The sequence below is a fragment of the Amphritea atlantica genome, assembly GCF_024347255.1.
GTDB classification, from domain to species: Bacteria; Pseudomonadota; Gammaproteobacteria; order Pseudomonadales; family Balneatricaceae; genus Amphritea; species Amphritea atlantica.
Genome location: NZ_AP025284.1, coordinates 3,096,358 through 3,123,316, shown reverse-complemented (window position 1 = coordinate 3,123,316; position 26,959 = coordinate 3,096,358). Strand labels below are relative to the sequence as shown.

Genomic DNA, 26,959 nt, shown 5'->3' with positions numbered 1-26,959 from the left:
AAAATTAGTACATATGAACCGCAGCAACATGAATGAGACCTGTGATTAGTAGCATGCTGAAAAATACAACATGGATCTTATGCCAGTTGTGAAACAGTTTTTCATAGAAGGTGTAGACCGCCATTTTGCGTATCGCTTTGAGCAATATACCAACCAGTTTACAGCTCTCTTTATACTGCTTTTTCTGCTGCTTTCTGTCCCAGCCTGCCAGTCTCGCCTGGGTTGCTATGATCGGGCGCAGGCGTCGGCGCAGAGTGAAGTAGGTGATCCATGTGCTGACACCGATAAATATTTTGCGTGGAATAAAGCTGAGTAATCCGCCACCGGGGCGCATGACGTAGTCTTCAAACTCTTTGATTTTATGTTCAATAGCGGGGGCAAGGCCGCCGCTTTGTCCGAGCATTTTGCGCGCCTCATGACTAATATCCATCAGCTCTTCAATGCGGGTGTGGGTGCCGAACAGACCGTAGTGGATCTGGGCATAGATATAGCGCCCGGCAATACCACTGGCGACCACGAACAGCATCGAATAGAGGGCGACATTGCTGTTGGTTGCGCCGAGTGAGAAGTTGCAATGAAAGGCGATCATTACCGGTGCGATAACGCCCATGAACATATGCAGGTTAAACCAGATTTTTATCGCACCGGTGCTGCGCATGAACTTAAACTTCTTGCGCAGCGGGTAGATAAATATCAATAAAAAAATAACCCCCGCAACCAGGCCCAGCCAGTAGCCCAGGCCCCACTCAGCAGTTATCAGGTATTCATCTCTCTGTTGCCAGCCCCAGAGCAGGAACAGTCCCAGTGATACGGATACGAAAGGCGCGGCAAACTGTTCGAAAGGGGAGAGATATAGTTTGTTGATATCTGTTTTTTGCTGTGTATCGGCCACTTTGTTATTGCTCATCTGGTTACTTATGAATCTGATTGATTTCAATTGTCACATGGTTGCCAGATGCCGGGTTGACCACCTGACTGAAACCTTCCAGGTCTCCTGCAGCGGCAGTGGCGCTGTCATTAAATGAGATTCGCGCACCGATGATAACCGCCTTGGCTGATGACAGTTTGCGGTCGGGAATCACTGCGTTGGAATCGTCGAGAGTGAAGTTGAAGGGCAGTTGAGCCGGGCTCTGGCGAATAGCTGCTAGTGGCATTGGTGGGCCTTTGTCTGCCCGTGCGAAGATAAACAGTGTAGCAGTCTTGTCGGCCAGTTGTTTGGCTAACTCGGGGGTGATTTTTATGCTGCCACTCACCGCCGCTGGCAGGGTGTCAGGGCTGTCTTTGAGTGCCTGATCGATCATCACTGCGGTCAGATTTCGGGATGTCTTGGGTTCTGGAAATGCCCGTGAAGGCTGAGCCGGCTGTTTCGCCGCCATGCCGCTGCGAATCTCTTCCAGGCGGGCAGGAGGGAGGCCAAGAGCGGTGGCTTTAGCATAAGCCTGGTCTGCGGCTGTCTGGTCGTTCATGTACTGATAGGTGCGCCCCAGTAACACCCAGCCTTCCATGTCGTCGGGTTCATTTTCCAGCCGTTTTTTCAGTTTCTGGGCCATCTGGTCGAGCGGACCCGCTTCCATGGTGGCGGTGGTTTCGGCAGCCTGAGCAGCCATCAGAGAAGAGCTTGTGGCCGTGCGCTGGGTCATGCCATTGGCTGGCTCACCAGATTGAGTAGAGTTGCTGTCTGTCAGGACAAAAGCAGCAATTGCAAGGCCTGCAGTCAGGGCCAGGGCAGTAAACAGGGTATTACGCGTCATACTATTAGAAACTCCGTAGATCGGTTTATCTTCTACCAAAGCATAAACTGTACCGCTTTTATTAATTTCTTATTTTTCAGTAAGCTACCTGTAATGCTCAGTCCGCTATTTTCACTCTTGCGAGTATGTCAGAGCGGTAAAACTGGTTTGGGTGTGTACTGTTGGAGACAGTTGTTGTTGCAGGGTATTTTCTTTAACGTATTAATTAGAAAATCCGGCTTTCTTTTACCAGGGAGAAGAAAGAAACAGTTGATTTGACGTTTATTTTAATCGTAAAAAAATCATTCCTGAAAAGTAGTTAAGACGTTTTAATAGGTATCATATATGAACGTACAGGCCGACATGTATCAGTATGTAATTATTGGAGCGCCATTGCTGGCGATCTGGATGCTGTATAACTGGTATAAAACCACTCAGACCCGCACTAATCTGGCGATCAAATCTGAAGCTATCTCTGCGGGGCTGACGGAGCCGGCATCGCTTCACCCGATTATTAACAGCAACATCTGTCTTGGATGTGGCTCCTGTGTAAATGCCTGTCCCGAAGCAAAACATCAGGTTCTGGGGTTGATTGATAATAAAGCTGAACTGCTTAACCCGGCAGACTGCATCGGTCACGGTGCCTGTAAAACCGCATGCCCGGCCAATGCCATTGAGCTTGTGTTTGGCACTGAGCGACGTGGGCTGGATATCCCCAACGTTAAGCCGGACTTTCAGACCAATATCCCCGGGATCTATATTGCCGGAGAGTTGGGCGGCATGGGGCTGATCAAAAATGCTACCGAACAGGGACGTAAGGCGATGGAGTCGATTGCCAAGGCGCCGGGAATGGGCTCCGGTGGTGATCTCCTGGATGTGCTTATCGTGGGGGCTGGTCCTGCGGGCATTACCGCCACGCTGGGGGCGATGGAGAAGAAGCTGACCGTGAAAACCATCGAACAGGAATCGCTGGGCGGAACAGTGGCGCAGTTTCCGCGGGGTAAGCTGGTGATGACCGCTCCGGCCAAATTGCCGATTGTGGGTGAGTTCCAGTTTAAAGAGACCACAAAAGAGAAATTGATCGATTTCTGGTCTGAGGTGGAGCAAAAGACCGGACTTAAGGTTAACTATAAAGAGCGGGTAGATCATATTGATCACCTGCCGGATGGCGGCTTCGAGGTGACAACCAATAAATCGGTATATCGTACCCGGGCAGTATTGCTGGCGATTGGCCGCCGGGGCACCCCGCGTAAACTGGGGGTTCCGGGAGAGGAACAGAGTAAAGTGGTCTATCGTCTGGTAGATCCGGCACAGTATAAGGGTAAGCATGTTCTGGTTGTTGGTGGGGGCGATAGTGCTCTGGAAGCCGCCACCAGTATTGCGGAAGAGCCCGGCACGACGGTAACGATCTCTTACCGGAGCGCTGCCTTTGGTCGGGCTAAAGAGAAAAACCGGCGCAAAGTGGAAGCGGCTGCTGAAAGCGGTCGGTTGAACTTAATGTTAAGCTCAACGGTCAATGAGGTGCTGGAGTCTGAAGTGGTGCTCAATATGGAAGACGAGCTACACCGTATTCCAAATGATTACGTGATTGTATGTGCTGGTGGTATTCTGCCCACCGGCTTTTTGAAGAAGATAGGTATTGAGGTCGAAACGAAATATGGTACTGCCTGATCGGGCTGTTGGTTCACGGTGGTGGTCCGCCGCACTTTTTATCTTCGCAATCAGTTTGCTGAGCGCGCCTTTCAACATATCCCCGGCTTATGGTGCGCATCAGGAGCTAGGTGATGTCAAAGCGGCCATCCGTGTCAGAGATTATGCCGGGGCGTACGCTTTGTTAAAGCCGTTGGCAAGTGGTGGTGATGCTGAAGCGCAATATATGCTTTCGACGCTCTATCGTAACGGTCAGGGTGTGACTAAAAGTCATGAAAAGGCAGTGTTCTGGCTTGAAAAAGCGGCTAACCAGGGGCATGTTAAAGCCACCTACAATCTTGCGGTGATGTATGAAAAGGGCTGGGGTGTAGATAAAGACCCGGTCCGTGCTGAGGAGTTGATGGCGGTTGCCGCAGAGCAGGGGCATCCGCTGGCTCAGCGGCAGATGCATAAGGAAACCTCCGAAACCCGGCAGAAGAAACAGTTAAAAGAGTACCGCGCCGTCGATAAAGAGAAAACCCTGCGCTGGTTGGCGCAAAAAGGCAGTAATCGTGAATTAAAGCAACTGCTTGAGCAGCACCCGGATATCAATAGTCATGATGACAGTCAGCGCACTGCTCTTTATGAAGCGGCTGAAGCGGGTCACAGGGAGACGGTAAGCATTCTGCTGCAAGCGGGCGCGCAGATAGGGTTGGAAGATAAGTTTGGTGTGACCCCGGTGATGGCTGCTGCGCAGCAGGGTCATGCCGATGTGGTGAAACTGTTGTTGAAAGCGGGGGCTGATAAAACGGCTAGCGATGATAATGGTAATACCCTGCTTCACCTGGCGGCCGGTAGCGGTCATCTGGCGACTGTTAAGCTGCTGGTCTCATCCGGAGTCGGCATGAATGGTATTAACCACAGTGACTACACAGCGCTGGATCTGGCGGTTAACCGCGACCATAAAAAAGTATCCGCCTGGCTCGGTGCAAAAGGGGCGAAACGTAATAATCTGGCCCCCCCGGAGCGGGATGCTTCGCTGGTGGCGCTGGAGGCTCTGAACTCGGTTGATCAGGTGGTAACCGGTGATAGTAACCCCTTTCAGGGGTGGTCAGCGCTGATGCTTGCCAGCTGGCGGGGGCAGGATAAAGTGGTCGCTGAGTTGTTGCGCAGCAAGCCTGATCTTAATCAGGTTGATCAGGAGGGACATACTCCCCTGAGTCGTGCTGTGTGGCAGGGGCATAGCGATATTGTCAGTATGCTTATTGGTGCCGGTGCGGATGTTAATCATCAGCTTCCCGATGGCCATAGTATGCTGATGCTGGCGGCTGAGCGTGGATTCGATAAAGTCACCGGGATGTTGCTTAAGGCTGGTGCGGATCAGCGCCCACTGTTGGAAAATGGTGATGGTGCTCTGATGCTGGCGGTTAAAAGCGGACATGCAGAGATTGTTAAACAGCTGCTGGACAGTGGCTCTGGCAAGCTCCTGAAGCGGGAACAGGCCAATGTTCTGTTGGAGGCGTCAGCTTCGGATCTGCCTCAGTTGATTGAGCTGTTGGTAAGCTATGGTGTTGATCCGGATACCCGGGATAAACAGTCACGCACGGCGCTCTGGTATGCTGCTGATCATGGCGCGCTGAAGGCGATGAAAGCGCTGAAAGAGAGTGGCGCGGATCTTAACATTGCCGATCTGAATGGCAGTACGCCGCTGATCAGGTCGATCACCCGCAAACAGATTGCGGCACTGAAATGGTTGCTCGCGGCCGGTGCCGATGTGAATAAGCCCGATGCCAGAGGAAATACGCCCCTGATGGTCGCCGCCGCTGCGGGGGATCGCAACAGTGTTATTTTGCTGGCCGAACAGAGCGCCGCGATCAATACCCGCAATGAGTTTACCCAGACCGCGTTGATGCTGGCGGTGAATAGCGGGCATGTTGAGGTTGCCCAGTGGTTGCTGGAGAATGGTGCTCAGCCCCGGCGGAAAAATCAGTTGGGTCAGGACAGCTTTAAGCTGGCAGAAGCCACCGGGAATAAAGCGATGCTTGAACTGTTAAAGCAATATCGTTAAACCCTGTTGAGCTAAACCCAGTCGCTGTGTTTAGCTCTCCCCCTTTTTTGGGCCAGATGGCCAGACCTTCTATCTGAGCAGCAAAAACGGGTTGCCCCGAAAACTGAAAACCAGGGATTCGGGTCTGATCTCCTCCAGACGCAGGTCGTCCGTCAGACGCTGCCCCTCACGGATCATCTTTCCATTTACTCTTGCCATACGTTGCTCCGGTGTCTGGGCATAGATATGCACCGACACTTTCAGGTCTGGTATAGCGTTCTGTGTCTCAGGGTCCAGTTCGTTGAGCAACGGCACATTGCTGTTTTCCACCAATGTTTGTTGCGCTGACGAATTGGGTTCAGAAGAGCTGGATTCAGAAGTGCTGGGTTCAGAAGTGCTAATGTCAGAAATGATCGCGGGGATCTCCAACTGGTCTGCCGCCGCTCTCTGCAGCGCCCGTGCTGCATCTGTGGGCGGCTTTGATGGCTGTGCCTCTCTCAGTGGTGCCAGTTGCTCGATTAACGCCTGATTGAGGAGGCTGCGGTTGAGTTGTTCGACATCGGGCAGGGGTACTGCCGGTTTAGTTGGTATGCTATCGACTACTGTATCGGCTGCGGTGGTTACGACCTCTTCAGGGCTGGGAACGTTATGTCCGGGTAGCGGAGCAAAGGGATCTCGGTGATAGGAGGGTCTCACACTTATGTCTGGTCGTTGATCCTGACCGATGGGTTGAGGCTCAGGTGCGGTGATCCCGGATTCAGACTGTGAGTCTGAGTCTGTAATGGCAGGGGCTGGGGGTGTGGCTGTGCCTGTTGTGGACGTTTCCGGTTGCACTGTGTTGCCGCTAACGGCAGCCACACTCCTGGGCGGCGCTGCATCCGGCCAGATCAGTACTATGATATTCGCTAACAGTAGTGCCGGTACCAGCCAGAGCCATTTTTTTCGTTTGGGTCCCCGTGTTGTCGGACCGCTTTGGACAGGCGCGATATCGATCAGCGGTTGGCTTTGACGCTCCTGGTCTGACTTTTTCAGCGCATCGAGAATATATGACATCGGCTTATGGCTCCCGGTAGCTCAGTATAAGCGGGATATTAGCCTCGACCAGAGTGTTGAGGCGGATCAGTGTTTCAGGACCCATGATGCCATCCTGGAGCAGATTCTGGCTGCGTTGAAACGCTTTGATATACAGTGTTAGCTGATCATCAAAATAGTCATTCATCTCGCTTTGAAACAGGGGGGAGAGCTGAGCCAGTTGTTGTTTAACCCAGAGGATATGGGGGCCGTAACTGCCGGGTCGGGTTAATGTATGGTATCCCCTGGGGGGATGCCAAAGCAGCGTGTAGTTGAACGGGCTCATATCATCCAACTGGGATAAAGGGGTTTTCCAGGTGCGGATGCCATCGGTGAAGGAGGCGGTGTCGCTGTCGATCCTCACCAGTATCTGACTGGTTCGGGTGCCTGGCTTGCCGGGCAGGCGAACCAGCGCTGGCCGATTATTCCGTTGTAGCTGCTGCCAAGGCCCCTGTTTATGCAGGCATCGCAGCCCGTGGTTTAAGGCAAACTGGCAGGGATCCTGGTCTGCAGGCATCTCCAGTTGCCAGAGCCTGAAAAGGCTCTGATAAGCGCGCACTTCGGGGTTATCGCTGATTTCAATTGAGACGGTACTGGTCGTCTGGTTCTGCTGTGGACCGGTGGCAGATAACACGGGAGCAGGCTCCGCCGGGTTAGTATGGCTTTCAGGAACCTGGTCGGGCTGCGCTAGGGGCGCAATGTTGACTGTCTGCATCCGGGGTTCGTTATTCTGGGGAGACGTGACCGGGTCAGGGGCGTCTGGTGCTGTCTCTGTCAGGTTTGTTGCAAGAGCCGCTGACGAGGCTGGAAGAGATGTGTCTGGATAAGAAGTGTCAGACTCCGTTGTTGTCATTGCCGCCGGGGAGGGAAGTTCGGGGGCGACTGTTGCCTGGGCCGCCGTTGGATTGGGCGTTTCGGGTTCTGTTGCCGCGTGAAGTGGACCAGCATTCGTCAGTGCCGGAACAGTATCGGTCAGCCATTGCTGTGCTGCAGGGTAGAAACGGTAGATCAGCAGGGCGATAAAAATAACCCCCAGTACCAGTGTGAGCGTGTTGGCACCCGTGTTGCTGGATTTGGGCTCTGTTTGCGGCTTACCAAAAATCTCTTTGGCCGCCTGGTTCAGAATTTCTGCGCTGATCGACGGCTCATTGCGGGCATAGGCTCCCAGCAGTGCCCGATCACAGAGGATATTGATCAGTCTGGGGATCCCACCACTGAGCTGGTGGATCTGTCTGACCCTGTTTGCCGGTATCGGGTTTGAGGTCTGGGCGCGGGGTTTGTATCCCGCAACGGCCAGACGGTGATTAATATAGTGTTCGGTTTCATCCAGCGTTAACGCTGTCAGGTGAAATCTGGCAGTAATCCGTTGTGCCAGCTGTTTTAGTTCAGGGCGTTCAACTAACTGGCGTAGCTCGGGCTGGCCGAACATGACGATCTGCAGCAGTTTTTTTTCATTGGTTTCAAGGTTGGTGAGCAGGCGCATCTGTTCCAGCACAGTGGGGCTGAGATTTTGCGCCTCATCGATAATCAGAATGGTATTTTTTCCTTCGGAGTGGCTCTGTAACAGGTGGTGGTAGATCGCATCAGAGAGCGATTTGATGCTCTGATTTTGCTGATCATAGGGGATCTGCAATTCATCGCAGATGCTGGCCAGCAGCTCCTCAGAACTCAGCGTGGGATTGAGGATAAAGGCCACTTCGGTATCTTGTGGTATATGGCCCAGCATGCAGCGGCAAAGCGTTGTTTTACCAGTGCCGATCTCACCGGTAAGCATCACAAAACCACTGTTGCCCTGAATCCCATACAGCAGATGTGCCAGAGCATCCCTGTGTTGAGCACTCATATAGAGATAGCCCGGATCAGGCGCAATCGCGAATGGTGAGGAGATCAGTCCGAAATAGTGGTTATACATTTGCCTAACCCTGGCGATACACACCTGATCAAAGATATGCGATTGATCCACCAGAGTAAAGAAGTGGCTGCTGCCCCGGGTTGTCGGTGCCTTATTGGCGTGTTAGCTCTGCTGTTTAAGCTGGGAAAATGCTTCCAGGGCTTGCTTGCGTGTTGTCCTGAGATCGAGGATTGGCTCGGGGTAGGTTGAACCCAGCTCGATTCCCGCCTCGCTGAGCACCGAAGCAGGCGCCTCCCAGGGAGTATGAATATAGCGGCTGGGTAGTCGAGCCAGTGCTGGCAGGTAGCGCCGCACATAGCTGCCGTCAGGGTCAAATTTCTGCCCCTGAGTGACCGGGTTAAAAATTCTGAAATAGGGTGCTGCATCGGCGCCGCATCCCGCCACCCATTGCCAGTTGGCGCTGTTGGATGCCAGATCGGCATCGACCAGCGTGTCCCAGAACCAGCGGGCGCCGTGGAGCCAGTGCTGTAACTGGTTTTTTACCAGAAATGAACCGACCAGCATGCGTACCCGGTTATGCATATAGCCGGTTTGCCATAACTCGCTCATCCCTGCATCAATGATAGGAAACCCCGTTTGGCCTTGTTGCCAGTCACGACAGGAGGCCGGATCGTTGCGCCAGGGGAAGAGGTTAAAGCGTGGATTGAGGTTGGTATCGCTGATGCCTGGATTGTGATAGAGCTGGTAATAGGCGAACTCGCGCCAGCCTAACTCCTTCAGAAACGTATCCAGAGCATCTTCCAGTCCCGGCGCAGTCGCCTGTTGTTGGCTGTAATACCAGATCTGTCGGGGTGATATCTGCCCCCACTGAAGATAGGGGGACAGGGTTGAAGTCGCTTCAAGCGAGGGGATGTCGCGGCCCTGTTGATAGTGTTCTAACCGTTCTGTGGTGAACTGTTGTAACAACCTCCAGGCGGCATCCTCGGATATATCCCAGTGTTCGCTGATACGCTCACGCCAGGGGTGATCGGGCAGCAACCCAAGCTGTTCCAGGCTGAGCTGATTTGAAGACTTGGGGGCAGAGGCTGACGTTAGCTGCGGTCTCGGAAGGGGGGCATCCGGTGGCGGGGCATTCAGGCAGCCCTTGCGGAAGAAGGGAGTGAATACTTTGTAAGGTGTTCCATCGCCTTTACTGACCTGCCAGGGCTCCCACAGCAGTGAGCCATTAAAGCTGTGGACCTCAATGCCCGCCGTTTTCAGTGTCTGCTTGATCCGTTTGTCCCGTGAGATGGCCTGGGGGGTATAGCAGCGGTTCCAGAACACAGCAAGGGCTCCGGTCTGCTCGATCAGTTGTGACAAAACAGTAAGGGGGTCTCCCTGAAACAGTCGCAGACAACCATCCAGTTGCTGATTGATACTGTCCAGACTGTGGTGCAGCCAGCAGCGACTGGCTGCGCCGGGTTGCCATGGGTTCTCACCGGTGGTGTCTTCGATAAATACCGGAATGACCGGGCCTTGTTGCGCGGCGTAGAAGAGTGCCGGGTTATCAGCCAGTCTCAGATCGTGCCGCAGCCAGACAATGACAGGAGTGCTCAATGTATTACCTTTTATACCTGGTTGCGCAGTCCGAGATGGGCTGGATAGGGTTCGAGATAGCGCTGTGCACGAATATATTCACTGCCATTCTGGTTGATATAGTGTGACAGCAGCGTCATCGGTGTTATCAGGTTGACCTCTCCCACACGGTATTGTTCGAATACGTTAAGAATGTCCTGACGCGCCGAGCTGTCAACGCTTTGTTTCAGATAGCCCATGATATGTTGCATCACATTGCAATGAGAGCCTCGAGAGGCAGGTGTACTGATCGCGGACATAAACTGCTCATGATAGGTTTTTAACAGGGCGTCCAATGGCTCGTTGTGAGCTACTGCCAGCATCTTCCCCAGTTCACGGTATGCGGTCTGATTATGGGCCATTAAAAGGTATTTATAACTGCTATGAAACTGCAGCAGCTTATGAAAGCTGGGTTGATCGGTCACCTCGGTGCGAAAGTTGTGATGCGCAAATACCCGCATAACAAAGTTTTCCCGTAACTGGGCGTCGTTCAGCCTGCCATCTTCCTCGATAGGAAGATTGGGGAAGCGCTGCATTAATGCCCGGGCAAATAAGCCGGAACCTCTCTGTTCGTGAGGGTGGCCGGATGGCTGATAGATTTTAACCCGTTCCATACCGCAGCTGGGAGAATCTTTCTTCAGAATAAAACCATCCAACCGCTGACAACGCTCCAGCATCGGCTGGCAGGCATCCATCAACTGTTTGCTGAGGTCGGCCTCCGGCTCGTTTGAACCATCCGCCGGGGGGCGGGAAAAAATCAGATCAGGGTCGTCTGGATTTCCGGTAAGACGCATGGTAGGACGTGGGATGCCGAATCCAGCCGCAACTTCAGGGCAGAATGGTTCAAATTGGAAATGTTTCGCCAGTTGAACCTGGCAGATTTTTGACTGACTATGACCGCCGTTAAAACGCACCTGTTCACCCATAACACATGCGCTGATGCCGACCGGAATATCGGTTGTTTCGGATATTCGCTTCATTTCTGATCCTTGCTCATATCGGTTTTATATACTTGATCCTACGTTGTCTGGTTAGCTGTGGATCAGTGAAGGACGAATTAATCGTGACGCTGCCATGGTTAAATATTGCTCAAAAAATTCTTGACTGAATTGGTTGGTTATATATAATTAGTCAGTAATTGACTCGGGTACTATGGTTTGTACTGGATATCTGCTCTCTCTCACTCAGATATATGTTACAGAACAGCTTTCCGATGATGTTCAACTGCTGTGGCCAATTTAATCATCCGGCAAGTCTGGATTAATTGTCCTCTTTGAAGCCGCTGTGTTAACAGCGGCTTTTTTTTGTCTGCATGGCACTGGTTGTCAGGGCTGAAGGTTAGTCCTGTCGGTTGTCGCCAGCGCCTGCCTGGATTGCGGTAAGGGCGATAGTGAAAACTATATCGTCGACCAGAGCGCCCCGGGAAAGATCATTCACCGGCTTGCGCATCCCTTGTAGCATAGGGCCGATGCTGATGACATCTGCACTGCGTTGCACTGCCTTGTAGGTGGTATTACCGGTGTTCAGATCTGGGAAGATAAAGACCGTTGCCTGGCCTGCAACGGTGCTGCCCGGTGCTTTTGATCTGGCGACGCTCTCCATGACGGCTGCATCATATTGCAGGGGGCCATCAATCAGCAGATCCGGACGTTTCTCCCGCGCGATGCGGGTGGCCTGCCGGACCTTCTCAACATCAGCACCCTGGCCTGAACCTCCGGTCGAATAACTGATCATCGCAACCCGGGGAGGGATGCCAAAAGCGACGGCAGATTCGGCTGACTGGATAGCAATATCCGCCAGCTGCTCAGCGTTGGGATCAGGATTAATGGCACAGTCACCATAGATCAGCACCTGTTCAGGCAGACACATAAAGAAAATTGATGAGATCAGGTTGCAACCAGGGGCGGTTTTGATCAGTTGCATCGGTGGCCGGATGGTGTTGGCGGTGGTGTGTTCAGCGCCGCTGACCAGCCCATCCACGTGCCCCATCTCCAGCATCAGCGTGCCCAGTACGACATTATCCTGAAGCTGCTCTTCGGCGATGATCTCGGTCATCCCTTTATGTCGTCGCAGTTCAACCAGGCGGCTGATGTAGTTCTGGCGAATCAACTGCGGGTCGCTGATGGTGACACACTCGTTGAGTGTCACGCCCTGGTTTTTGGCAATCTGTAGGATCTCCTTGGTATTACCCAGCAGAACGCAGCGGGCGATTCCCCGCTCTGCACAGATAGCCGCCGCTTTGACTGTGCGCGGTTCATTGCCTTCGGGCAGGACGATCACTTTATTCGCCAGGCGTGCCCGTTTAATCAGTTGATAGCGGAATGCTGGGGGTGAGAGGCGACGCTGGTAATGACTATCCACCAGGGTTGCCAGCCACTCGCGATCGATATGCGCCGCAGTGGCTTCTTTAATATCCCGTATGCGGGGCAGATCATCCGCCCGGGTTTCCTGATTCAGCTGAGTCATCGCCATGGCTGTTTGCCAGCTATCCATTGGAATGCTGAGAATGGGCAGGCCTGACTCGCAAGCCCCTGCGCATAACTTCAGTACCGCAGGCGAGGGCGTAACCCCGCCGGTGAGTATCAGCGCTGCCAGTTCTACGCCATTAACGGCCGCCATGCAGGCCGCTACAATCATATCGTCCCGGTCACCGGGGGTGAAAATCAGCGTGCCGGGGCGTAACTCATTGATGGCATTGGCTACACTTTTGGCGCACAGGGCTATGCGGGTAACCCGGCGGGTAGCGATCTCACCGGTGTTGATTACAGAGGCGCCCAGATAGTCTGAGATATCCTTCACTCTGGGGGTGATCAGGTCACGGTTCCAGGGGATGCAGCCAAGCAGGCGGAACTGATTGTTAAAAATAGTGGCGTGTTCGCGGATAACCTCTTCGGTGAGACTGTGGGTGACGGTGTTCCCGGTGCTCAGGAACGGTTGCATATGGCCTTCGCGGTCAATCGGTGCACCCAGTTTGCTAAGGATGCAACCCAGCAACTGCTTGCTTTTGATGCCACCGTAGGCCCGGGCAGTGATATCGATGTGATCCTGCAGGGCTTCAACCGTGTCGTGTCCCGGGGTTGCCACCAGTACCACCTGAGCATCCAGAGCCTTGGCGATCTCCTGGTTAATACGGGTAGCGTAGGGCTGGCCTTCTGTATGCACTATCCCTTCGATAATTACGACTTCATTATCGGCTGGCAGGCTCTGCTCATAGCGGGCGACGATCTGTTCGAGAACCTCATTGCCTTTATCCTGACTTACCAGTTGTTCTACATCACGAATAGGAACCGGGTTGGCGATTGGAGAGGAGCAGTCTCCCTGCAGCATAGCGATCGTGATATCTGTGCTATGGCCATTTCCCTGGGCGATCGGTTTAAAAAAGTGAACTTTTATCCCCTGGCGGTTCATCGCCTGAAACAGGCCCAGCACAGCGGTAGTTAGACCTGCACCGACACCTGTGGGCGCAAGAAGTAATGCTTGAGACATCAGAGTTCCTCAGGGCTTTTGCCGCCCTTGCTCGTTCCCGGCACTTTATTCGGGTACTGAATCATATTAATTGAAAAGGAACCAGATCTGGAAGAGTTGTTATTGACTGGTATAGGTGTCGATTCTACGGGGTTGGAGGTGAAAATTACAGCTCGCCTCAGGGTTTAGAGAAAGTGGTTCAGAGAAAACGGTTCACAGAGTGACAGTTGAGAGCGTCATGATGGCTAATCTCTCTGTCGTCCTGGCGATTTTCGGGCAATAGAGTCAATTTGATAAAGATGTTCATAATATTGTTATTGATAGCGATATTTTATGATTTTCTATTGTTTGATATATGTTTTGAATATCGAACAAAAGTCATCCCCTGAAAAGGGTAGTCTTACATAGCAGAGTGAGAGGAAGGACTTTTTGGATGCATAAAACAGGCTTGTTTTTACTGATTTAAGTCATTAAAACAATAGATTACGCGTGAATATGGTAGCAGGTGAATGGTTTGGCACAATGAAGAAAATCCGGTCAAAAATGCTCGGCTCAGATGAGTCGTATCTTTTTTATGAACACTTGTGCTTTCTATTTTTAATAAGCGATGTTAAAAATAACGAACATCTACCCCCTGAGTGGTAGATCTATAAATCAGGTGTTTCACAGCAAAAATCAATTAATAGATTAGCTGTGACCCGACGGAAACCTGAGCCATCAGACTTAATAATAAAAGGACAACGATAGTGAAGAGAAGAGATCTGCTTAAAGCGGCTGCAACCGGTATTGCAGCAGCACCACTGGCCCTGTCATCAACAACGGCGAATGCCGGCGATAATGTTCGTCTGCGTATGCAAACTCTGTACGGTACAGAGACTGATGACCTTTACAAAATGTTCGCTAACGATGTTAAAGCGGTATCCAACAAAAGCGTGCGCATTCAGCGTTTCCGTGGTTCAGAGCTGGTGCCTAATGACCAGATGCTGGATGCAGTATCTAAAGGCACCCTGGATATGTGTCAGGGATATGCCGGATACTGGGCTGGACAGCTGGATATCGGCAAAATTGAATCGGGTATTCCCGGCGCCTGGACCAGCTATGATGAAGCGATCTATCTGCATCAGAAGCAGGGCCTGACAGCGTTGCTGGAAGAGGCCTATGCCGAGAAAGGGGTTAAATATCTGGGAGCTATTTTTGGCGGTCCTTACGATCTGCTGACAACTAAACCGGTGAAAAGCCTCGAAGATTTGAAAACCATGAAGATCCGCGCCACTGCGACGGTTGCCGGTATCCTGGAAAAGTTTGATATCCCAACCGTCTATCTGCCAAGTCAGGAGCTTTATGTCGCCCTGTCTACCGGTGCCATTGATGGTGTGATCTATGGTGGATCACTGGAATATAAAGCACTGAAACTGCACGAGTCTGCTAAATATTATACCTATCTGAATATGATCAACCCAGGTTATGCCGACGGCATGCTGATCAATATGAAGAAGTGGGAGTCTTTGTCTGAAGATCAGCAGAAGTCCCTGGAACTGGCAACTGCTAAACACGCGGTGAATATGCATGCCTGGAACGTCAACGGTTGTCTGGATGTTAACGGTGAGGGGATCTTTGAGTTTGCTTCACTGCCTGAAGCGGACTCTAAAGCGCTGACCGCTGCAGCAATGGATGTCTGGAAAGAGGAAGCGGCCAAGTCGCCACGTAATGCCAAAGCGATTGCGGCCATTACTGCGACGGCTAAGGCGACCGGGAGAGTCTGATGGCAAAACTTTCTCAATATCTTGCGTTTCAGGACAGGGTATCTGAGTGGGTTGGCCGGACCTTCAGCTGGTTGTGTCTGGCCATGATTGCAGGGCTTTGCTACGAGGTGACGGCGCGTTATCTGTTTAACAGCCCCACCTCGTGGGCGCACGAATCGACCACCATGCTGTACGGTACTTTCTGTATTCTGGCGGGGGTTTATACCCATAAACACCATGGCCACGTACGCAGTGAAGTGATCTATAACCTGTTCCCGGAGCGGGGGCGGGCCGTGCTGGATGTGATCACCGGCCTGATCGGTCTGGTGGTGTTTTCAGTGTTCTTTTACATAACCTTTAATTTCGCTGCCGATTCCTGGGCGATCAGAGAGGTTTCCTCTAAAAGTACCTGGGGTCCGGTCGTGTATCCCTTTAAGTCTGTGCTACCCCTGGCGGTGGGGCTGATGATTCTACAGAGCATCGCTGCATTGATTCGCAGCTTTATGGTAGCGATCGGGATTCAACCAGAAGCGCAAGTCTGATTCAGGTTGTTTTCCGGCTACTGCTCCGTAGCTCCCTCTATCTGAACCGGTAGGCAATCTGATTGCTTACTGGTCAGTCATCATTTAAGCGAAGGTGTATTTGTGTTAGATCTAGATCCCTTAGTGGTTACCTTTGGCATGTTCTTCTCAATGCTGATCCTGCTGGCAATGGGAGCCCCGTTAACCTGGGCGCTGCTGACGGTTGGTACCGGTTCGGCGTATTTTCTGTGGGGGCCTGCCGGGCTTGAGTTACTTGCCACCAGTGCGTTTTCGGCGATGGACAACTTCCTGTTGGTGGCACTGCCGATGTTTATCTTTATGGGCCTGATGCTGCAGCGTTCCGGTATTACCGATGATCTGTTTGATATGATCAATAAGCTCATGGGTGGTATACCCGGTGGACTGGGTATGGGGACCGTGGTTATCTGTGCCATTATCGCTGCCATGGCGGGCGTTTCGGGTGCGGCAACGGTGAGTCTGGGGATTATTGCGCTGCCATCGATGCTGAGTCGTGGTTACGATAAGAAACTGGTGACCGGAACCATTATGGCCGGTGGTGCATTAGGCTTTCTGATTCCTCCCAGTGTACTGATGATTGTCTATGCATTTCTTGCACGGGAGTCGGTGGGTAAGCTGTTTGCAGCCGGTATGATGCCGGGCCTGATGCTGGCCGGTATCTATATGCTGTATATCTTCCTGTTTGCCCTCAAGAATCCCGAGAAAGCTCCCTCTATCTCACTTTCAGAGCGTCTGGGGGCGTTGGATAAACTGAAAGCGTTGAAGGCGCTGATTCTGCCGGGTGCTCTGATTACCACGGTGCTGGGATTTATTATCGGCGGAATTACGTCTCCATCTGAAGCGTCTGCGGTGGGAGCAGCCGGATCGCTGGTCTGTGCCGCGATCTATCGCACGCTCAATCTGAAAATGCTCAAAGAGGTGCTGATGAGCACTACCCAACTGATGGGGATGTTGCTCTGGATTACCATAGCAGCAGTGTTTTTCAGTAAGATCTATATCGGTCTGGGTGCGGGAATGCTGATTACTGAACTGGTTCAGGACTCTAATCTTTCGCCCTATCTGGTGATCGTTGCGATGCTGGCAACTTACTTCATTCTGGGGATGTTTCTTGATGATTTTGCCATCGTCTTTATCACCGTTCCCCTGTTTGTGCCGATTGTGCAGGAGATGGGTTTTGATACGGTGTGGTTCGCCGTGCTGTTTATCATCAGCATGCAAACCGCCTATCTGACGCCGCCCTTTGGTTATAATCTCTTCTACATGCGCTCGGTGGCCCCGCCATCCATCACGATCTACGACCTGTATAAAGCGGTTATTCCGTTTATTATTCTGCAGATTATCGGCCTGGCGCTGGTGGTTATCTTTCCGGAAATAGCGCTTTGGTTGCCCAATCTGATTTTTGAATCCTGATGATGAAAGGATCTGATTGAATCATTTAAAAAGCCGCTCAAAAAATCCGATGTCATCACTGACATCGGATTTTCTAACAAGCTCAGCTTAGGCTCCAATGCTTAAGTGAACCGCATTGCGCTGTCTGTCGGGGTGATAGAGATCAATAACAAAAGGAGACTCCTGACATCCTGTCTTCGGAGCCGTTAAGAATTAGGCTGTTTCCATCCTTATACGTGAGACTGGTTTGTCATTGATTGGAAGATGAATCAATGCAGAGAGAAATGCCAGCGCGACTGCAGACCACCAAATGGGTTCGTATGAGCCGTAATAATCATAGATGACACCACCGGTCCATGCGCCTAAAAAGCTGCCAACCTGATGAGAGAAAAACACCAATCCGTATAGTGTTGACAGGTAACGAGATCCAAAGATCTGGCGAACTAAACCCGATGTCAGTGGCACCGTTCCTAACCAGCAAAAACCGATAGCAGCGCCGAAGACTGCAGCCGTTATTTCGGTGGTAGGGAATATCACAAAAGCACTGATCACAACCGTACGCATCACATACAGCGCAGACATCACGTAACGCTTGCTATAGCGGTCTGCCATGACTCCCCAAAAGTATGAACCAAAGATATTGAATATACCGACGTAAGCCAGTGCCATGGCAGCCGCTGAGGCCGGTAGGTTTTTATCTAACACATAACTGGGAAGGTGAGTGGCGATAAACATGACATGGAAACCACACACAAAAAAGCCGATATGAATCAACCAGTATCCTTTGTGCGTAAAGGCTTCTTTCAAAGCCTCTTTTAGCGTTTGCAGGTCTTCGTGAACCGTGTGAGTATGCGCTTCTCCCTTTGCCATATTGATGAAAAATGCAAACACCACAATAAAGCTACACATGACAGCGAATATCTGCATGGCACTTTGCCAATCATAAATACTCAACAATGTTTGCGCACCAGGAATCATCGCAAACATGCCAAATGACCCGGCAGCGGTGGTCAGGCCAAAGGCTTTAGCCGCATGTTGCGCGGGGACCACTTTTGCGACAGCGCCCAGTACGATCACGTAGCTGGTGGCACTTAAACCGAGCCCAACAAGCACACCCAGGGATAGGTAGATCATAGTGGGCTCGACAGTGATCGACGTTAAGTACAGGCCTGCGGCATAAGAGGCCGAACCTAAAATGATGATGCGCTTCGGGCCCCAACGGTCGGCGGCCATACCCACAAATGGCTGGAAGGCGCCAAAAAGCAAGTTTTGCAATGCAATGGCAAAGCTGAAGAACTCACGTCCGGTGTGGAAGTAGTCGGAAACAGGCATCATGAAAATACCAAAGGATTGCCTGATCCCCAGGCTGGTAATCAAAATCCCTATACCCAGCCAAACCAGGAGTGGAAACCGGAAAGTAAACATAAATTGCTCTTAAAAATGCCTGGGTATGAGGGTGCTTTTCATTAACGCCTATGGGTTGGTGACCGCCATGATTTATGGCTTGCACTGCCACGATTCTCTCTAACGCCTGGTAAGCGGTAGACAAAAATTAATGGCAGACGCAACATAGTTAGCAGCCTCAGAGCCTTAGCGAAAGTGGATGGAAACAAGTGCTTATATGCGCTCAACTACGAGATGAGCGCGCAGTGTAGAGAGTATTCAGAGGTGACTCAAATGATAAAAAGGGAAGTAATCTATGCAAATTATACATATATTAAATTTGCCATTGAGAATAGCCTTGCACCAGGGAATGAGCGGTGCAGTTTCATATGAATATGCCCGGATTTTTAAGATGCACTTACAACGAACTCACCCTGTTTTGAGTATTAATCAGGCGGAGCCATGGCATCCGCTTCTGTATCCAGTCCCATCTCTACCACACGTTTAGCGATTAGCTTGCCACACTCTTCTTTTACGACACTTCTCAACCATTCTTGTGCAGGTGAATGTTCGCAGCGAGGGTGCCAGATCATGGAATAATCAAACGATGTGAAATGAAATGGCAGAGGTTTTACGATCAGGTCATAACGCTCTGAAACTAAGTGGGCTAAATCGGCAGGTACAGTGATAATTAATGGCATCATATCCACAATAGCCAACGCAGCTTCTAAATGATATGCCCTCAGAACCATGCGCCGTTTCGGTTTATCTTCTAATGCCCGTTCAATAAGAGATTTAACCCCATCACTAATGGCAATCATGGCATGAGGAAAATTCAAATAATCATCCAGACACATCTGTTTATGAGCTAACGGATGTTGTTTAGATAATAGACAGGAGACCCCGACACGACCCAGTCCTCCGTACTGTAATGGTTCAATAGAGTAAATTGGGTGGCAAATAGCTAAGTCAGCCCGGCCGTAAGTGAGTTGCTCTTTCAAGTGCTCATCTTGTAGTGGCAAAAATTCAAAGGCGACATTAGGTGCTTCCTGATATATGCGAGGTAAAGCAAAGGGTAAAATAGTTTGCATTGCATAATCAGTTGTTACAATCGTGAATGTTTGATCACAAGACCTGGGGTCAAAATCAATAGGAGATAAAAGCTGTTTCAGAGACCCAATAGGCTCATCTAAAGCGCTACTCATTGATAAAGCTTTCTCTGTAGGCACCAGATTCTGCCCCTGGCGTGTAAATAAAGGGTCACCCAGCAAACTGCGCAATCGCCCCAGAACCCGGCTCATTGCTGACTGGCTCAGGTTTAAACGAGCTGCAGCTCTGCTGACACTGCGTTCCTCAACCAGAACTTGCAACGCGACTAACAGATTTAAATCCCGACGATAAAGCTCTTCTACTTTCATACCCGGCCTTAAACACTCTGACAATATGGACAGTGTAACCAATAAAATACGGAAAATATCTTTAAGTTGGGAGCCTTTTATTCTGGCTTCATCCATCAAGTGTACTGATGATCGTCTATGCATTTCTTGCACGGGAATCGGTGGTTAAGCTGTTTGCAGCGGGTATGATGCCGGGTCTGATGCAGCCCTTTGGTTATAAGCTCTTTTATGCGCTCGGTGGTCCCGTCATTTATAACGATCAACGATCTGTATAAAGGGGTATTTCGTTTATTACGCTGCAGATTATTGGTCTGATACTGGTGGTTATCTTTACGGGAATAGCGCTTTGGCTACCCCATTTGATATTTGCATCCTGAGGGGGGAGCACTGTTTCTGGAAAAATAATATCTCAGGAAAAAGATGCTTGAAGACAAAGCCGCGATTGACGCGGCTTTTTGGATTCAGTGTTTCTGGCTTGAGTGCATCGCTTTGAGCCACTGGATGCCATCCTCTTCGCTCAGAAATGCGCGAAAGTTTATGCCATGCATCATGGCGGATTGCTCGGCAATGATGTTCTCTTTCTGGTTAAGCGGGTCGGTATCGATGTAGGCGATTGCCAGTTCCGGCCAGAGCCAGTTCTGAACTCCTTCAACAATATTGAAGGTATCCATCAGTGAACGTATACCGCTGAGCCGGAAGACCGCCAGAATCAGATTGATGCGCTTCTTTTTGCACTCACTGGCAACATCCTGCCACATTCTCAGGGATTCAGTGGTTACATCGGTCCGGTCTCTGCTTCCCATAACTTCAACCCGCAGGTAGTAATCACACTCCTTAACGGTGTACTGGTATGCCATTAATTGTCTCCAGGCACTGATCAACTTTTAGAAGAATAGGTTGATATTGTTGAAACAATCAAGCGTTTTTATCGCCAGTGAAGCCAGTAGTTATATTCGATGCGGTTGGAATTATTCAGCGTGGTTTTGAATCTCTCTGAAGGCTGTGGCAGGCATTGAACCGGCTGGAATTCAGGCTCTGCCCAGCCGGTCATGCCTCCCATGTATGAGCGCTGATATCCCCACTGACCGCAGGAGAGCAGCGCATCATAATGCTGATCCCGCTGGCACACCACGCAGGTTTCAAAACGGACATCGATGTTTTCCCCCTCCTTGCCCCAGAAGTCAGACATATAGGGGGTATCGTAGATGGCAACGGTAGACGCTCTGACCGGTCGCCCACGCCAGGGTTTATCATGATCATCTGCTGGTACCTGGTGGACGCCCCGGCCATATTCAAGCGGATCATTGTCGTAGAAGGGGGCAAGAAACTGCTCCGGGACATCGATCTGTGAGCTATGCTCGCCCGAAACCATGCGGGTATTGCTGTGACGGACCTGCAATATTCTGTAACGATCACAGTTGGGCAGGTTGAGTTGCTCAGTATCCCCGGCATCATTGCTGAAGAAATGTATCTCCAGGCCAACCCCAGTGGCATTATCGCCCGGGATGTAAGCCGCGTTGTTTCTGCTGCTGTGATACCACGCCCGGGAAAATACCAGAATGCCGACGGCCTGATTCTGAAATGTGACCGGACAGGTTTTGCCAACCAGCAGCTCTTCAGCTGTCAGTTGGGCAGGGATGAGGGGACTGACAAACAGCAGTAGTCCTGAAGTGATGATCGTGCTGCGTAACATAGCTTAAGTTTAGTTGCTGCGGCACGCACTGTTTTAAATTTAACGCAATTGTCACGTTTTATGATATTGCCGAAGGTGCCGCTACAGCGGCGCCAACGGCTGTGTTCTGAACAGATCCGGCAACTCAGACAGCTATCAGCGCATGGCTGGAGGTTTCAGATAGTTGGTGAGAGGGTCCGGTGGTGAATCAGGGGTCACCATCCGTAATGAGTCGATAAACAGATGAAACATCTCTGCCTGAGAGTTGATATCCAGCTTGGCATAGATGTTTTTACGGTGGTGTTTAATGGTTTCAGGGCTGATCTCCAGCTTCTCTGCGATATATTTCACCGCATAGCCACGCAAGATCAGCTGTAAAATCTGGGTTTCTCGCTGGGTGAGTACCGAACTGCCGAAATGACTCAGGGCACACTCCAGATGGGAATCGAGAAAATGGTCTTTCTGTACTTGTTGCGAGCTGCCCCACCACTTTAGCAGAATCGCTTTAACGGTAGAGAAAACCCGTTGTATCAGCCCCTGCTGGGCGGCGGTAAACTTAGGCTTGTTGTCCTGACGGCTGATTGAGACCTGAATGCTGGCATTTTCAGTGGGGATAATCAGGCAGATCTCATCGCCAAAATTGACCAGCCGGTAATACACCCGATAAAACTCACTCTGTTTAAAGCCATCCGGGGCAACATCAGCAAGGCTATAAACCCCTTCGGCAGAACCATCGGTCGCCAGGCGATAGAATGGGTCCAGCAGGTAGGCGCTCTCCAGATACTGATCGATATGGATACGTGGGTCTTCACCTTTACGGCGTTTACGTGACGGGCAATAGGGTTGTCGGCCTTCAGGGTAGACAATCAGAGTGCTGCCATCGGCATCGACCACTCTGCGCAGGGTGTCCATCAGATTATCAACGGCTTCGTCATTCACCCCGTGGGTGATAATCCCGGCAATGGCATCGTGCCACAACATCAGGGGCTGTTTAGCTACACGGTGAAACTTCGACAAATCAGCAAACCTTAATCAGCGATCTCTAAGTTGCTAATTAAAGCCTGCTTTCAGTGTGGAAACAATAGCCGTTCCACCCAGGATGCAAATTTACATCTTTATCGGGATAGCAATGCGTTATATCACTTTTGTTCAGTCGGCCTGCTCCAGAACTTAACCCTCTGTTCACTCACAGACAAAGAATAAGTCACCGCCTATCAATAAACAGACAGCTTCCGCTCATAGACTGTTTGTTAACCCGTTTGACCCTGAACCCGGAGACGGACAGGGCAAACCCGATTCATACAAAAACAATAAGGGGTACAACATGTCTACCAGTGTCGATCCAATCACACTCGCCGTTGTCCGCGGAGCGCTGGAAACAGCGCAACGGGAGATGACGCTGACATTAGAGAAAACCGGTCGTTCCAGTGTCTTCAATCTGGCCCATGATTACAGTAATGCGCTGTTTGACCATTTTCCGGAGATGATTCTTCAGGGGCAGGATATCCCGATTCATCTGGGGTCGCTGATTCCGGCGATGAAAGAGGTGGCTCAGTTTTTTGGTGATGATATCCACGAAGGGGATGTTATCTATCATAACGATCCCGCCTATAAAGGCAGCCATATACTCGATTGCTGTATGTACAAGCCGGTTTTTTATCAGGGTGAACTGGTGTTCTGGACGGTGTGTAAAGGCCATCTGACCGATATCGGTGGGCCGGTACCGGCAGGCTATAACCCGGATGCAAAAGAGATCTATGCCGAAGGTTTGCGGATTCCACCGGTAAAACTCTGGGAAAAGGGTAAGCGCCGGGAAGATGTGGTTAATCTGTTGCTCACCAATATGCGTGCCCGCCGCGATCAGGAAGGCGATCTGAATGCGCAGTACGGTGCCTGCCGGGTCGGTGAGCGCAATCTGATCGCGCTGCTGGATAAGTATGGCGTAAAACAGATTCAGGCCTGTATCGCCGAGCTTAAAAACATGGCAGACCGGCAGATGCGTTCGCTGATCGAAGCGGTCCCGGATGGTGAATACTTCGGTTCTGCGGTGCTGGAAGATTCCGGTCATGGTTTCGGCGAGATGGAGATCACCTCTAAAGTGACAATCAAGGGCGATAAACTGCACATTGAAGTACAGAGCCCGCCTCAGATTCCCTACTTTATTAACTCCTACGAAGGCAACTCAATGTCCGGTGTATATCTTGGACTGATGATGTTTGCGCAGTTGCCGCCGCCCTACAACGAAGGCTTATACCGCTGCGTATCAGTTGACCTGGGCCGCAAAGGAACGCTGTGTAACGCTCAGGAACCGGCTCCCCATGTGAACTGTACCACCACGCCGATGGAAACTCTGACCGATGCCGTCCGTAAAGCCCTGGAACAGGCGGCTCCGGATCGGGTGGCTGCCTCCTGGGGGCATGCCAGCGGCATCAACATCGCCGGTATCGATCCGCGCACCGGCGAGCAGTATGTGACCATGGTGCTGGCATCGATTATCTCCGGTGCCGGTGCGACTCAGGTGATGGATGGCTGGCACGCCTGTGGTCCGCTGTGCTGTTTCGGTGCCCTGAGCTCCGGTGATATCGAACTGCTGGAGTACTCCTACCCGATCATTATTCGTCGCTATGGTCTGATTCAGGACAGCGGCGGTGCCGGTATGTACCGGGGTGGTTCCGGTACGGTGTGGGAAGTTGAACCTATCAACCATGATATGACCGTCGTTGCTTTTGGTGAGGGACGGCAGATTCCAACCATGGGCGCTGCCGGTGCTGAGAATCAGCTTATTGAGCCGAAGCTGGGCAAGCTGGTGGTGAAAGGTGAACAGGAACAGGTTTACAAGGCCAATACCATTCTCACCGTTAAACCCGGCGAACGGGTGGCCAATTATAACCCCGGTGGCGGTGGCTTTGGTCAGCCTAAGTGTCGCCCCGCCGAAGCGGTGCTGTCGGATTATCAGAACGGCCTGATCTCTCTGGAGGCTGCAGCACAGGAATATGGCGTCGTCATTGACGTCCGCACCATGAGTGTTGATCAGCAGGCCACAGCTACGCTGCGTCAGCAGTAAGACCGATAACAAGAACAATTAAGGAACGGAATTATGCGTAATAAATACCGTCTGGGTATCGATGCCGGTGGTACCTTCACAGATTTTGTACTGGCAGAAAACAACGGTGAATTGCGGGTTTTCAAAAGCCCCTCGACACCCCAGGATGGCACTATCGCCATTAAAGCGGGCCTGACACAGATATCTGAAGCGGTGGGCCGCTCAATCGAAGAGATCGTGCAGGATTGTGATCTTTGTATCAATGGTACGACGGTTGCCCTGAACGCTCTGATCGAAAAGAAAGGCGTCAAGGTGGGGTTGCTCTGCACCGCCGGGCATGAAGACAGCCTGGAGATCCGTCTGGGGCATAAAGAGGAGGGCTATCGTTATGAAGCTGACTTCCCGCCGGCCCATATGATCGTGCCACGCCATCTGCGTCGTCCCATCAATGAACGGGTTATCGGTACCGGTGAAGTGGATCTGCCACTGCGTGAGCAGGAAGTGCGCGATGCTGTCAGCTATTTCAAGGCACAGGGTGTTGAAAGTGTGGCAATCTCTTTTGTCTGGGCGGTGCGTAACTCAGCCCATGAAAAACGCGCTAAGGAGATTGTGCAGGAGATGATGCCGGGGGTGTTTGTCTGTACCGGCAGTGAGGTTTACCCACAGGTGCGGGAGTATACCCGGACCTCAACGACGGTGGTGAATGCCTACCTGAGCCCGGTGATGCGACGCTATGTGCAGAAGATCGATGATTACTTTAAGTCACTGGGGGCAAAATACCCGGTACGCTATTTCCAGTCCAATGGCGGACTGGCGATTGGCGAAGCGATGCAGGGGCGGGCGGTCAACGCGATTAACTCAGGACCTGCATCGGCACCCCAGGCAGGCTTGTTTGTCGGTCAGCCGTTTGGTATCGACAATGTTATCACTGTGGATATGGGCGGCACCTCGTTTGATATCACCCTGACCAAAGATGGTCAGACCAACCTGAACAAGAATATCGATTTCCTGCGTTATCGTATTGGTGTGCCGATGATTCAGGTGGAAACGCTGGGGGCTGGTGGTGGTTCACTCTGCCAGGTGGATCAGTATGGCATGCTGCAGGTCGGACCTGAAAGTGCCGGAGCCACACCGGGTCCTGTCTGCTACGGTAAGGGCGGTACTATTCCGGCGGTCACCGATGCCAACCTGGTGCTGGGTTATCTGAACCCCGAAGCGGTGCTGGGCGGCACCATTAAACTGAACCGGGATGCGGCAATTGCCGCTGTTAAAGAGCATGTGGCAGATCCGTTGGGGATCAGTGTTGAGAAAGCCGCCTACGGCATCAGCACCATCGTCAATCTGAATATGGTCAACGGTATTCGTCGGGTGTCCATCGAACGCGGTTATGATCCACGGGATTTTGCTCTGCTCTGCGCCGGTGGTGCGGCGGGGATGCATATCACCGCACTGGCGGAGGAGATCGGCAGCACCACCGTGCTGGTGCCGAAAGTCTCTTCGGTGTTCTGTGCCTTCGGACAGATTATCTCAGACGTGCGCTATAACTATCTGGCATCAGAACCGATGCGGCTGGATGATGATGCCAATCTGGATGCGCTGAACGCCAAATTTGAAGATCTGGAGCAGCAGGGGCGTGAACATCTGATCTCTGATGGCTTTAATGCCGATGATATCAGTTATACCCGTAGTGTTGAGATGCGTTATGTCGGTCAGATCCATGAGTGTAATGTGGAGATCTACCCGGGCAAAATCTGTCGGGAAAAGATGTCCGCTATTCTGGATGATTTCCACAAACGTCACGAAGAGTTGTACACCTACTCAGAGCCGCACAATCCGGTAGAGCTGGTCAACATCGAATCAACGATGGTCGGCAATGTTGCCAAGCCTAACTTCCAGACACTGGAGCCCCGGGGCGGTAAAGCTGAAGACGCACTGATCGGATACCGTCCGGCACTGTTTGATGCCGATGGGCACTGGACCGATACCGCCGTATATTCCGGCCCGAAACTGGATGTCGGGATTGTGATCAGGGGGCCTGCTGTGGTGGAGGAGCCCACCACCAATATTGTTGTACGTCCCGGCTGGCAACTGGTGCTTGAACCAAACCAGTGTTATCGCCTGACCCGCTGCTGATGCGGATTACGCTGCCTCATGGTTGTGCTTAGAGACAACGGTGAGGCAGTCGTTTAGTTGTTTAACTTCACTATCCTGATGGCAGGATATTCAGTCAGACGGGTTTCGGCCTATCTGACTGCTTTTTTAGACTGACAGGGAGATCGGTAGACGATCAGAGTATTTGCCCTTAATAAAAACAGGGGTACAATTAACAGCCATATGGACTCAATAACAATAAAGAGAGGTGTTC

20 protein-coding genes are annotated in these 26,959 nt (G+C 51.5%); 8 read left to right on the top strand and 12 right to left on the bottom strand.

The annotated features are described in order from the left end of the window. Nucleotides 1-4: 4 nt before the first annotated feature. Nucleotides 5-907 (bottom strand): hypothetical protein, encoded by a 903-nt coding sequence (locus tag OCU43_RS14335; RefSeq protein WP_091356831.1) that lies wholly within the window; start codon nucleotides 905-907, stop codon nucleotides 5-7. Between the two features lie 4 nt (nucleotides 908-911). Further along, on the bottom strand, nucleotides 912-1,751 hold the full coding sequence (locus tag OCU43_RS14330; RefSeq protein ID WP_091356834.1) for a tetratricopeptide repeat protein: 840 nt from the start codon (nucleotides 1,749-1,751) through the stop codon (nucleotides 912-914). A gap of 324 nt (nucleotides 1,752-2,075) precedes the next feature. Between OCU43_RS14330 and OCU43_RS14325 the strand changes: the two genes are divergently transcribed. Together OCU43_RS14325 and OCU43_RS14320 are read left to right on the top strand one after the other, a co-directional pair. Continuing rightward, nucleotides 2,076-3,401 carry an NAD(P)-binding domain-containing protein gene (locus OCU43_RS14325; protein ID WP_091356837.1) on the top strand — a complete coding sequence of 442 codons (1,326 nt, stop codon included), beginning with the start codon at nucleotides 2,076-2,078 and terminating at the stop codon, nucleotides 3,399-3,401. Beyond that, on the top strand, nucleotides 3,388-5,427 hold the full coding sequence (locus OCU43_RS14320; protein ID WP_091356839.1) for an ankyrin repeat domain-containing protein: 2,040 nt from the start codon (nucleotides 3,388-3,390) through the stop codon (nucleotides 5,425-5,427). Before OCU43_RS14325 ends, OCU43_RS14320 begins: the two co-directional genes overlap by 14 nt. A gap of 69 nt (nucleotides 5,428-5,496) precedes the next feature. Here the strand turns inward: OCU43_RS14320 and OCU43_RS14315 are convergent, their stop codons facing one another. The 5 genes from OCU43_RS14315 to pta form a co-directional block, all read right to left on the bottom strand. Continuing rightward, on the bottom strand, nucleotides 5,497-6,459 hold the full coding sequence (locus OCU43_RS14315) for a general secretion pathway protein GspB (protein WP_091356841.1): 963 nt from the start codon (nucleotides 6,457-6,459) through the stop codon (nucleotides 5,497-5,499). Nucleotides 6,460-6,463: 4 nt separating this feature from the next. Next, nucleotides 6,464-8,389: an ExeA family protein gene (locus tag OCU43_RS14310; RefSeq protein ID WP_091356844.1), complete on the bottom strand. Its 1,926-nt coding sequence runs from the start codon at nucleotides 8,387-8,389 to the stop codon at nucleotides 6,464-6,466. Between the two features lie 102 nt (nucleotides 8,390-8,491). Beyond that, nucleotides 8,492-9,925, bottom strand: a complete 1,434-nt coding sequence (locus OCU43_RS14305; RefSeq protein ID WP_091356847.1) for a cryptochrome/photolyase family protein — start codon at nucleotides 9,923-9,925, stop codon at nucleotides 8,492-8,494. Nucleotides 9,926-9,936: 11 nt separating this feature from the next. Next, nucleotides 9,937-10,923, bottom strand: a complete 987-nt coding sequence (locus OCU43_RS14300; protein ID WP_091356849.1) for a DUF523 and DUF1722 domain-containing protein — start codon at nucleotides 10,921-10,923, stop codon at nucleotides 9,937-9,939. Between the two features lie 358 nt (nucleotides 10,924-11,281). Next, nucleotides 11,282-13,429, bottom strand: coding sequence for a phosphate acetyltransferase (gene pta, locus OCU43_RS14295; RefSeq protein ID WP_091356850.1), 2,148 nt, complete (start codon nucleotides 13,427-13,429; stop codon nucleotides 11,282-11,284). A gap of 725 nt (nucleotides 13,430-14,154) precedes the next feature. Between pta and dctP the strand changes: the two genes are divergently transcribed. The 3 genes from dctP (at nucleotide 14,155) to OCU43_RS14280 (ending at nucleotide 17,120) form a co-directional block, all read left to right on the top strand. Then, nucleotides 14,155-15,171 (top strand): TRAP transporter substrate-binding protein DctP, encoded by a 1,017-nt coding sequence (gene dctP, locus OCU43_RS14290; protein WP_091356852.1) that lies wholly within the window; start codon nucleotides 14,155-14,157, stop codon nucleotides 15,169-15,171. After that, complete coding sequence (locus OCU43_RS14285) at nucleotides 15,171-15,692, top strand: TRAP transporter small permease subunit (RefSeq protein WP_091356855.1); 522 nt, start codon at nucleotides 15,171-15,173, stop codon at nucleotides 15,690-15,692. The genes dctP and OCU43_RS14285 overlap by 1 nt, the downstream gene beginning before the upstream one ends. 102 nt (nucleotides 15,693-15,794) lie before the next feature. Beyond that, nucleotides 15,795-17,120 carry a TRAP transporter large permease gene (locus OCU43_RS14280; protein WP_091356856.1) on the top strand — a complete coding sequence of 442 codons (1,326 nt, stop codon included), beginning with the start codon at nucleotides 15,795-15,797 and terminating at the stop codon, nucleotides 17,118-17,120. A gap of 192 nt (nucleotides 17,121-17,312) precedes the next feature. On the opposite strand, the gene OCU43_RS14275 is transcribed toward OCU43_RS14280, so the two are convergent. Continuing rightward, complete coding sequence (locus OCU43_RS14275) at nucleotides 17,313-18,476, bottom strand: MFS transporter (protein WP_261832932.1); 1,164 nt, start codon at nucleotides 18,474-18,476, stop codon at nucleotides 17,313-17,315. 452 nt (nucleotides 18,477-18,928) lie between these two features. Further along, nucleotides 18,929-19,996 carry a LysR family transcriptional regulator gene (locus OCU43_RS14270; protein ID WP_245756536.1) on the bottom strand — a complete coding sequence of 356 codons (1,068 nt, stop codon included), beginning with the start codon at nucleotides 19,994-19,996 and terminating at the stop codon, nucleotides 18,929-18,931. Nucleotides 19,997-20,007: 11 nt separating this feature from the next. Here OCU43_RS14270 and OCU43_RS14265 point away from each other — a divergent pair, with 11 nt between their 5' ends. Continuing rightward, a complete protein-coding gene (locus OCU43_RS14265; RefSeq protein WP_175483489.1) occupies nucleotides 20,008-20,154 on the top strand; it encodes a hypothetical protein in 147 nt (48 codons plus the stop codon). Between the two features lie 186 nt (nucleotides 20,155-20,340). Here the strand turns inward: OCU43_RS14265 and OCU43_RS14260 are convergent, their stop codons facing one another. The 3 genes from OCU43_RS14260 to OCU43_RS14250 all read right to left on the bottom strand — a co-directional run bounded on the left by OCU43_RS14260 (nucleotide 20,341) and on the right by OCU43_RS14250 (nucleotide 22,568). Next, entirely contained in the window at nucleotides 20,341-20,736 is a 396-nt protein-coding gene (locus tag OCU43_RS14260; protein WP_091356860.1) for a hypothetical protein, read from the bottom strand. Nucleotides 20,737-20,804: 68 nt separating this feature from the next. After that, nucleotides 20,805-21,572, bottom strand: coding sequence for a hypothetical protein (locus OCU43_RS14255; RefSeq protein ID WP_091356863.1), 768 nt, complete (start codon nucleotides 21,570-21,572; stop codon nucleotides 20,805-20,807). Between the two features lie 135 nt (nucleotides 21,573-21,707). Beyond that, nucleotides 21,708-22,568 (bottom strand): response regulator transcription factor, encoded by an 861-nt coding sequence (locus tag OCU43_RS14250; protein WP_091356865.1) that lies wholly within the window; start codon nucleotides 22,566-22,568, stop codon nucleotides 21,708-21,710. Between the two features lie 307 nt (nucleotides 22,569-22,875). Here OCU43_RS14250 and capB point away from each other — a divergent pair, with 307 nt between their 5' ends. Both capB and capA read left to right on the top strand, forming a co-directional pair. Further along, nucleotides 22,876-24,615: a caprolactamase subunit beta gene (capB, locus tag OCU43_RS14245; protein WP_091356868.1), complete on the top strand. Its 1,740-nt coding sequence runs from the start codon at nucleotides 22,876-22,878 to the stop codon at nucleotides 24,613-24,615. Between the two features lie 33 nt (nucleotides 24,616-24,648). Further along, entirely contained in the window at nucleotides 24,649-26,727 is a 2,079-nt protein-coding gene (gene capA / locus OCU43_RS14240; protein ID WP_091356871.1) for a caprolactamase subunit alpha, read from the top strand. The last annotated feature ends 232 nt before the right edge of the window (nucleotides 26,728-26,959 follow it).

Coding starts and splice junctions, on each gene's coding strand:
- OCU43_RS14265 (WP_175483489.1), top strand. CDS start 20,008: ATGATCGTCTATGCATTTCTTGCACGGGAATCGGTGGTTAAGCTGTTT.
- OCU43_RS14255 (WP_091356863.1), bottom strand. CDS start 21,572: ATGTTACGCAGCACGATCATCACTTCAGGACTACTGCTGTTTGTCAGT.
- pta (WP_091356850.1), bottom strand. CDS start 13,429: ATGTCTCAAGCATTACTTCTTGCGCCCACAGGTGTCGGTGCAGGTCTA.
- OCU43_RS14285 (WP_091356855.1), top strand. CDS start 15,171: ATGGCAAAACTTTCTCAATATCTTGCGTTTCAGGACAGGGTATCTGAG.
- OCU43_RS14310 (WP_091356844.1), bottom strand. CDS start 8,389: ATGTATAACCACTATTTCGGACTGATCTCCTCACCATTCGCGATTGCG.
- OCU43_RS14270 (WP_245756536.1), bottom strand. CDS start 19,996: ATGGATGAAGCCAGAATAAAAGGCTCCCAACTTAAAGATATTTTCCGT.
- OCU43_RS14260 (WP_091356860.1), bottom strand. CDS start 20,736: ATGGCATACCAGTACACCGTTAAGGAGTGTGATTACTACCTGCGGGTT.
- capB (WP_091356868.1), top strand. CDS start 22,876: ATGTCTACCAGTGTCGATCCAATCACACTCGCCGTTGTCCGCGGAGCG.
- OCU43_RS14335 (WP_091356831.1), bottom strand. CDS start 907: ATGAGCAATAACAAAGTGGCCGATACACAGCAAAAAACAGATATCAAC.
- OCU43_RS14320 (WP_091356839.1), top strand. CDS start 3,388: ATGGTACTGCCTGATCGGGCTGTTGGTTCACGGTGGTGGTCCGCCGCA.
- OCU43_RS14325 (WP_091356837.1), top strand. CDS start 2,076: ATGAACGTACAGGCCGACATGTATCAGTATGTAATTATTGGAGCGCCA.
- capA (WP_091356871.1), top strand. CDS start 24,649: ATGCGTAATAAATACCGTCTGGGTATCGATGCCGGTGGTACCTTCACA.
- OCU43_RS14330 (WP_091356834.1), bottom strand. CDS start 1,751: ATGACGCGTAATACCCTGTTTACTGCCCTGGCCCTGACTGCAGGCCTT.
- OCU43_RS14315 (WP_091356841.1), bottom strand. CDS start 6,459: ATGTCATATATTCTCGATGCGCTGAAAAAGTCAGACCAGGAGCGTCAA.
- OCU43_RS14300 (WP_091356849.1), bottom strand. CDS start 10,923: ATGAAGCGAATATCCGAAACAACCGATATTCCGGTCGGCATCAGCGCA.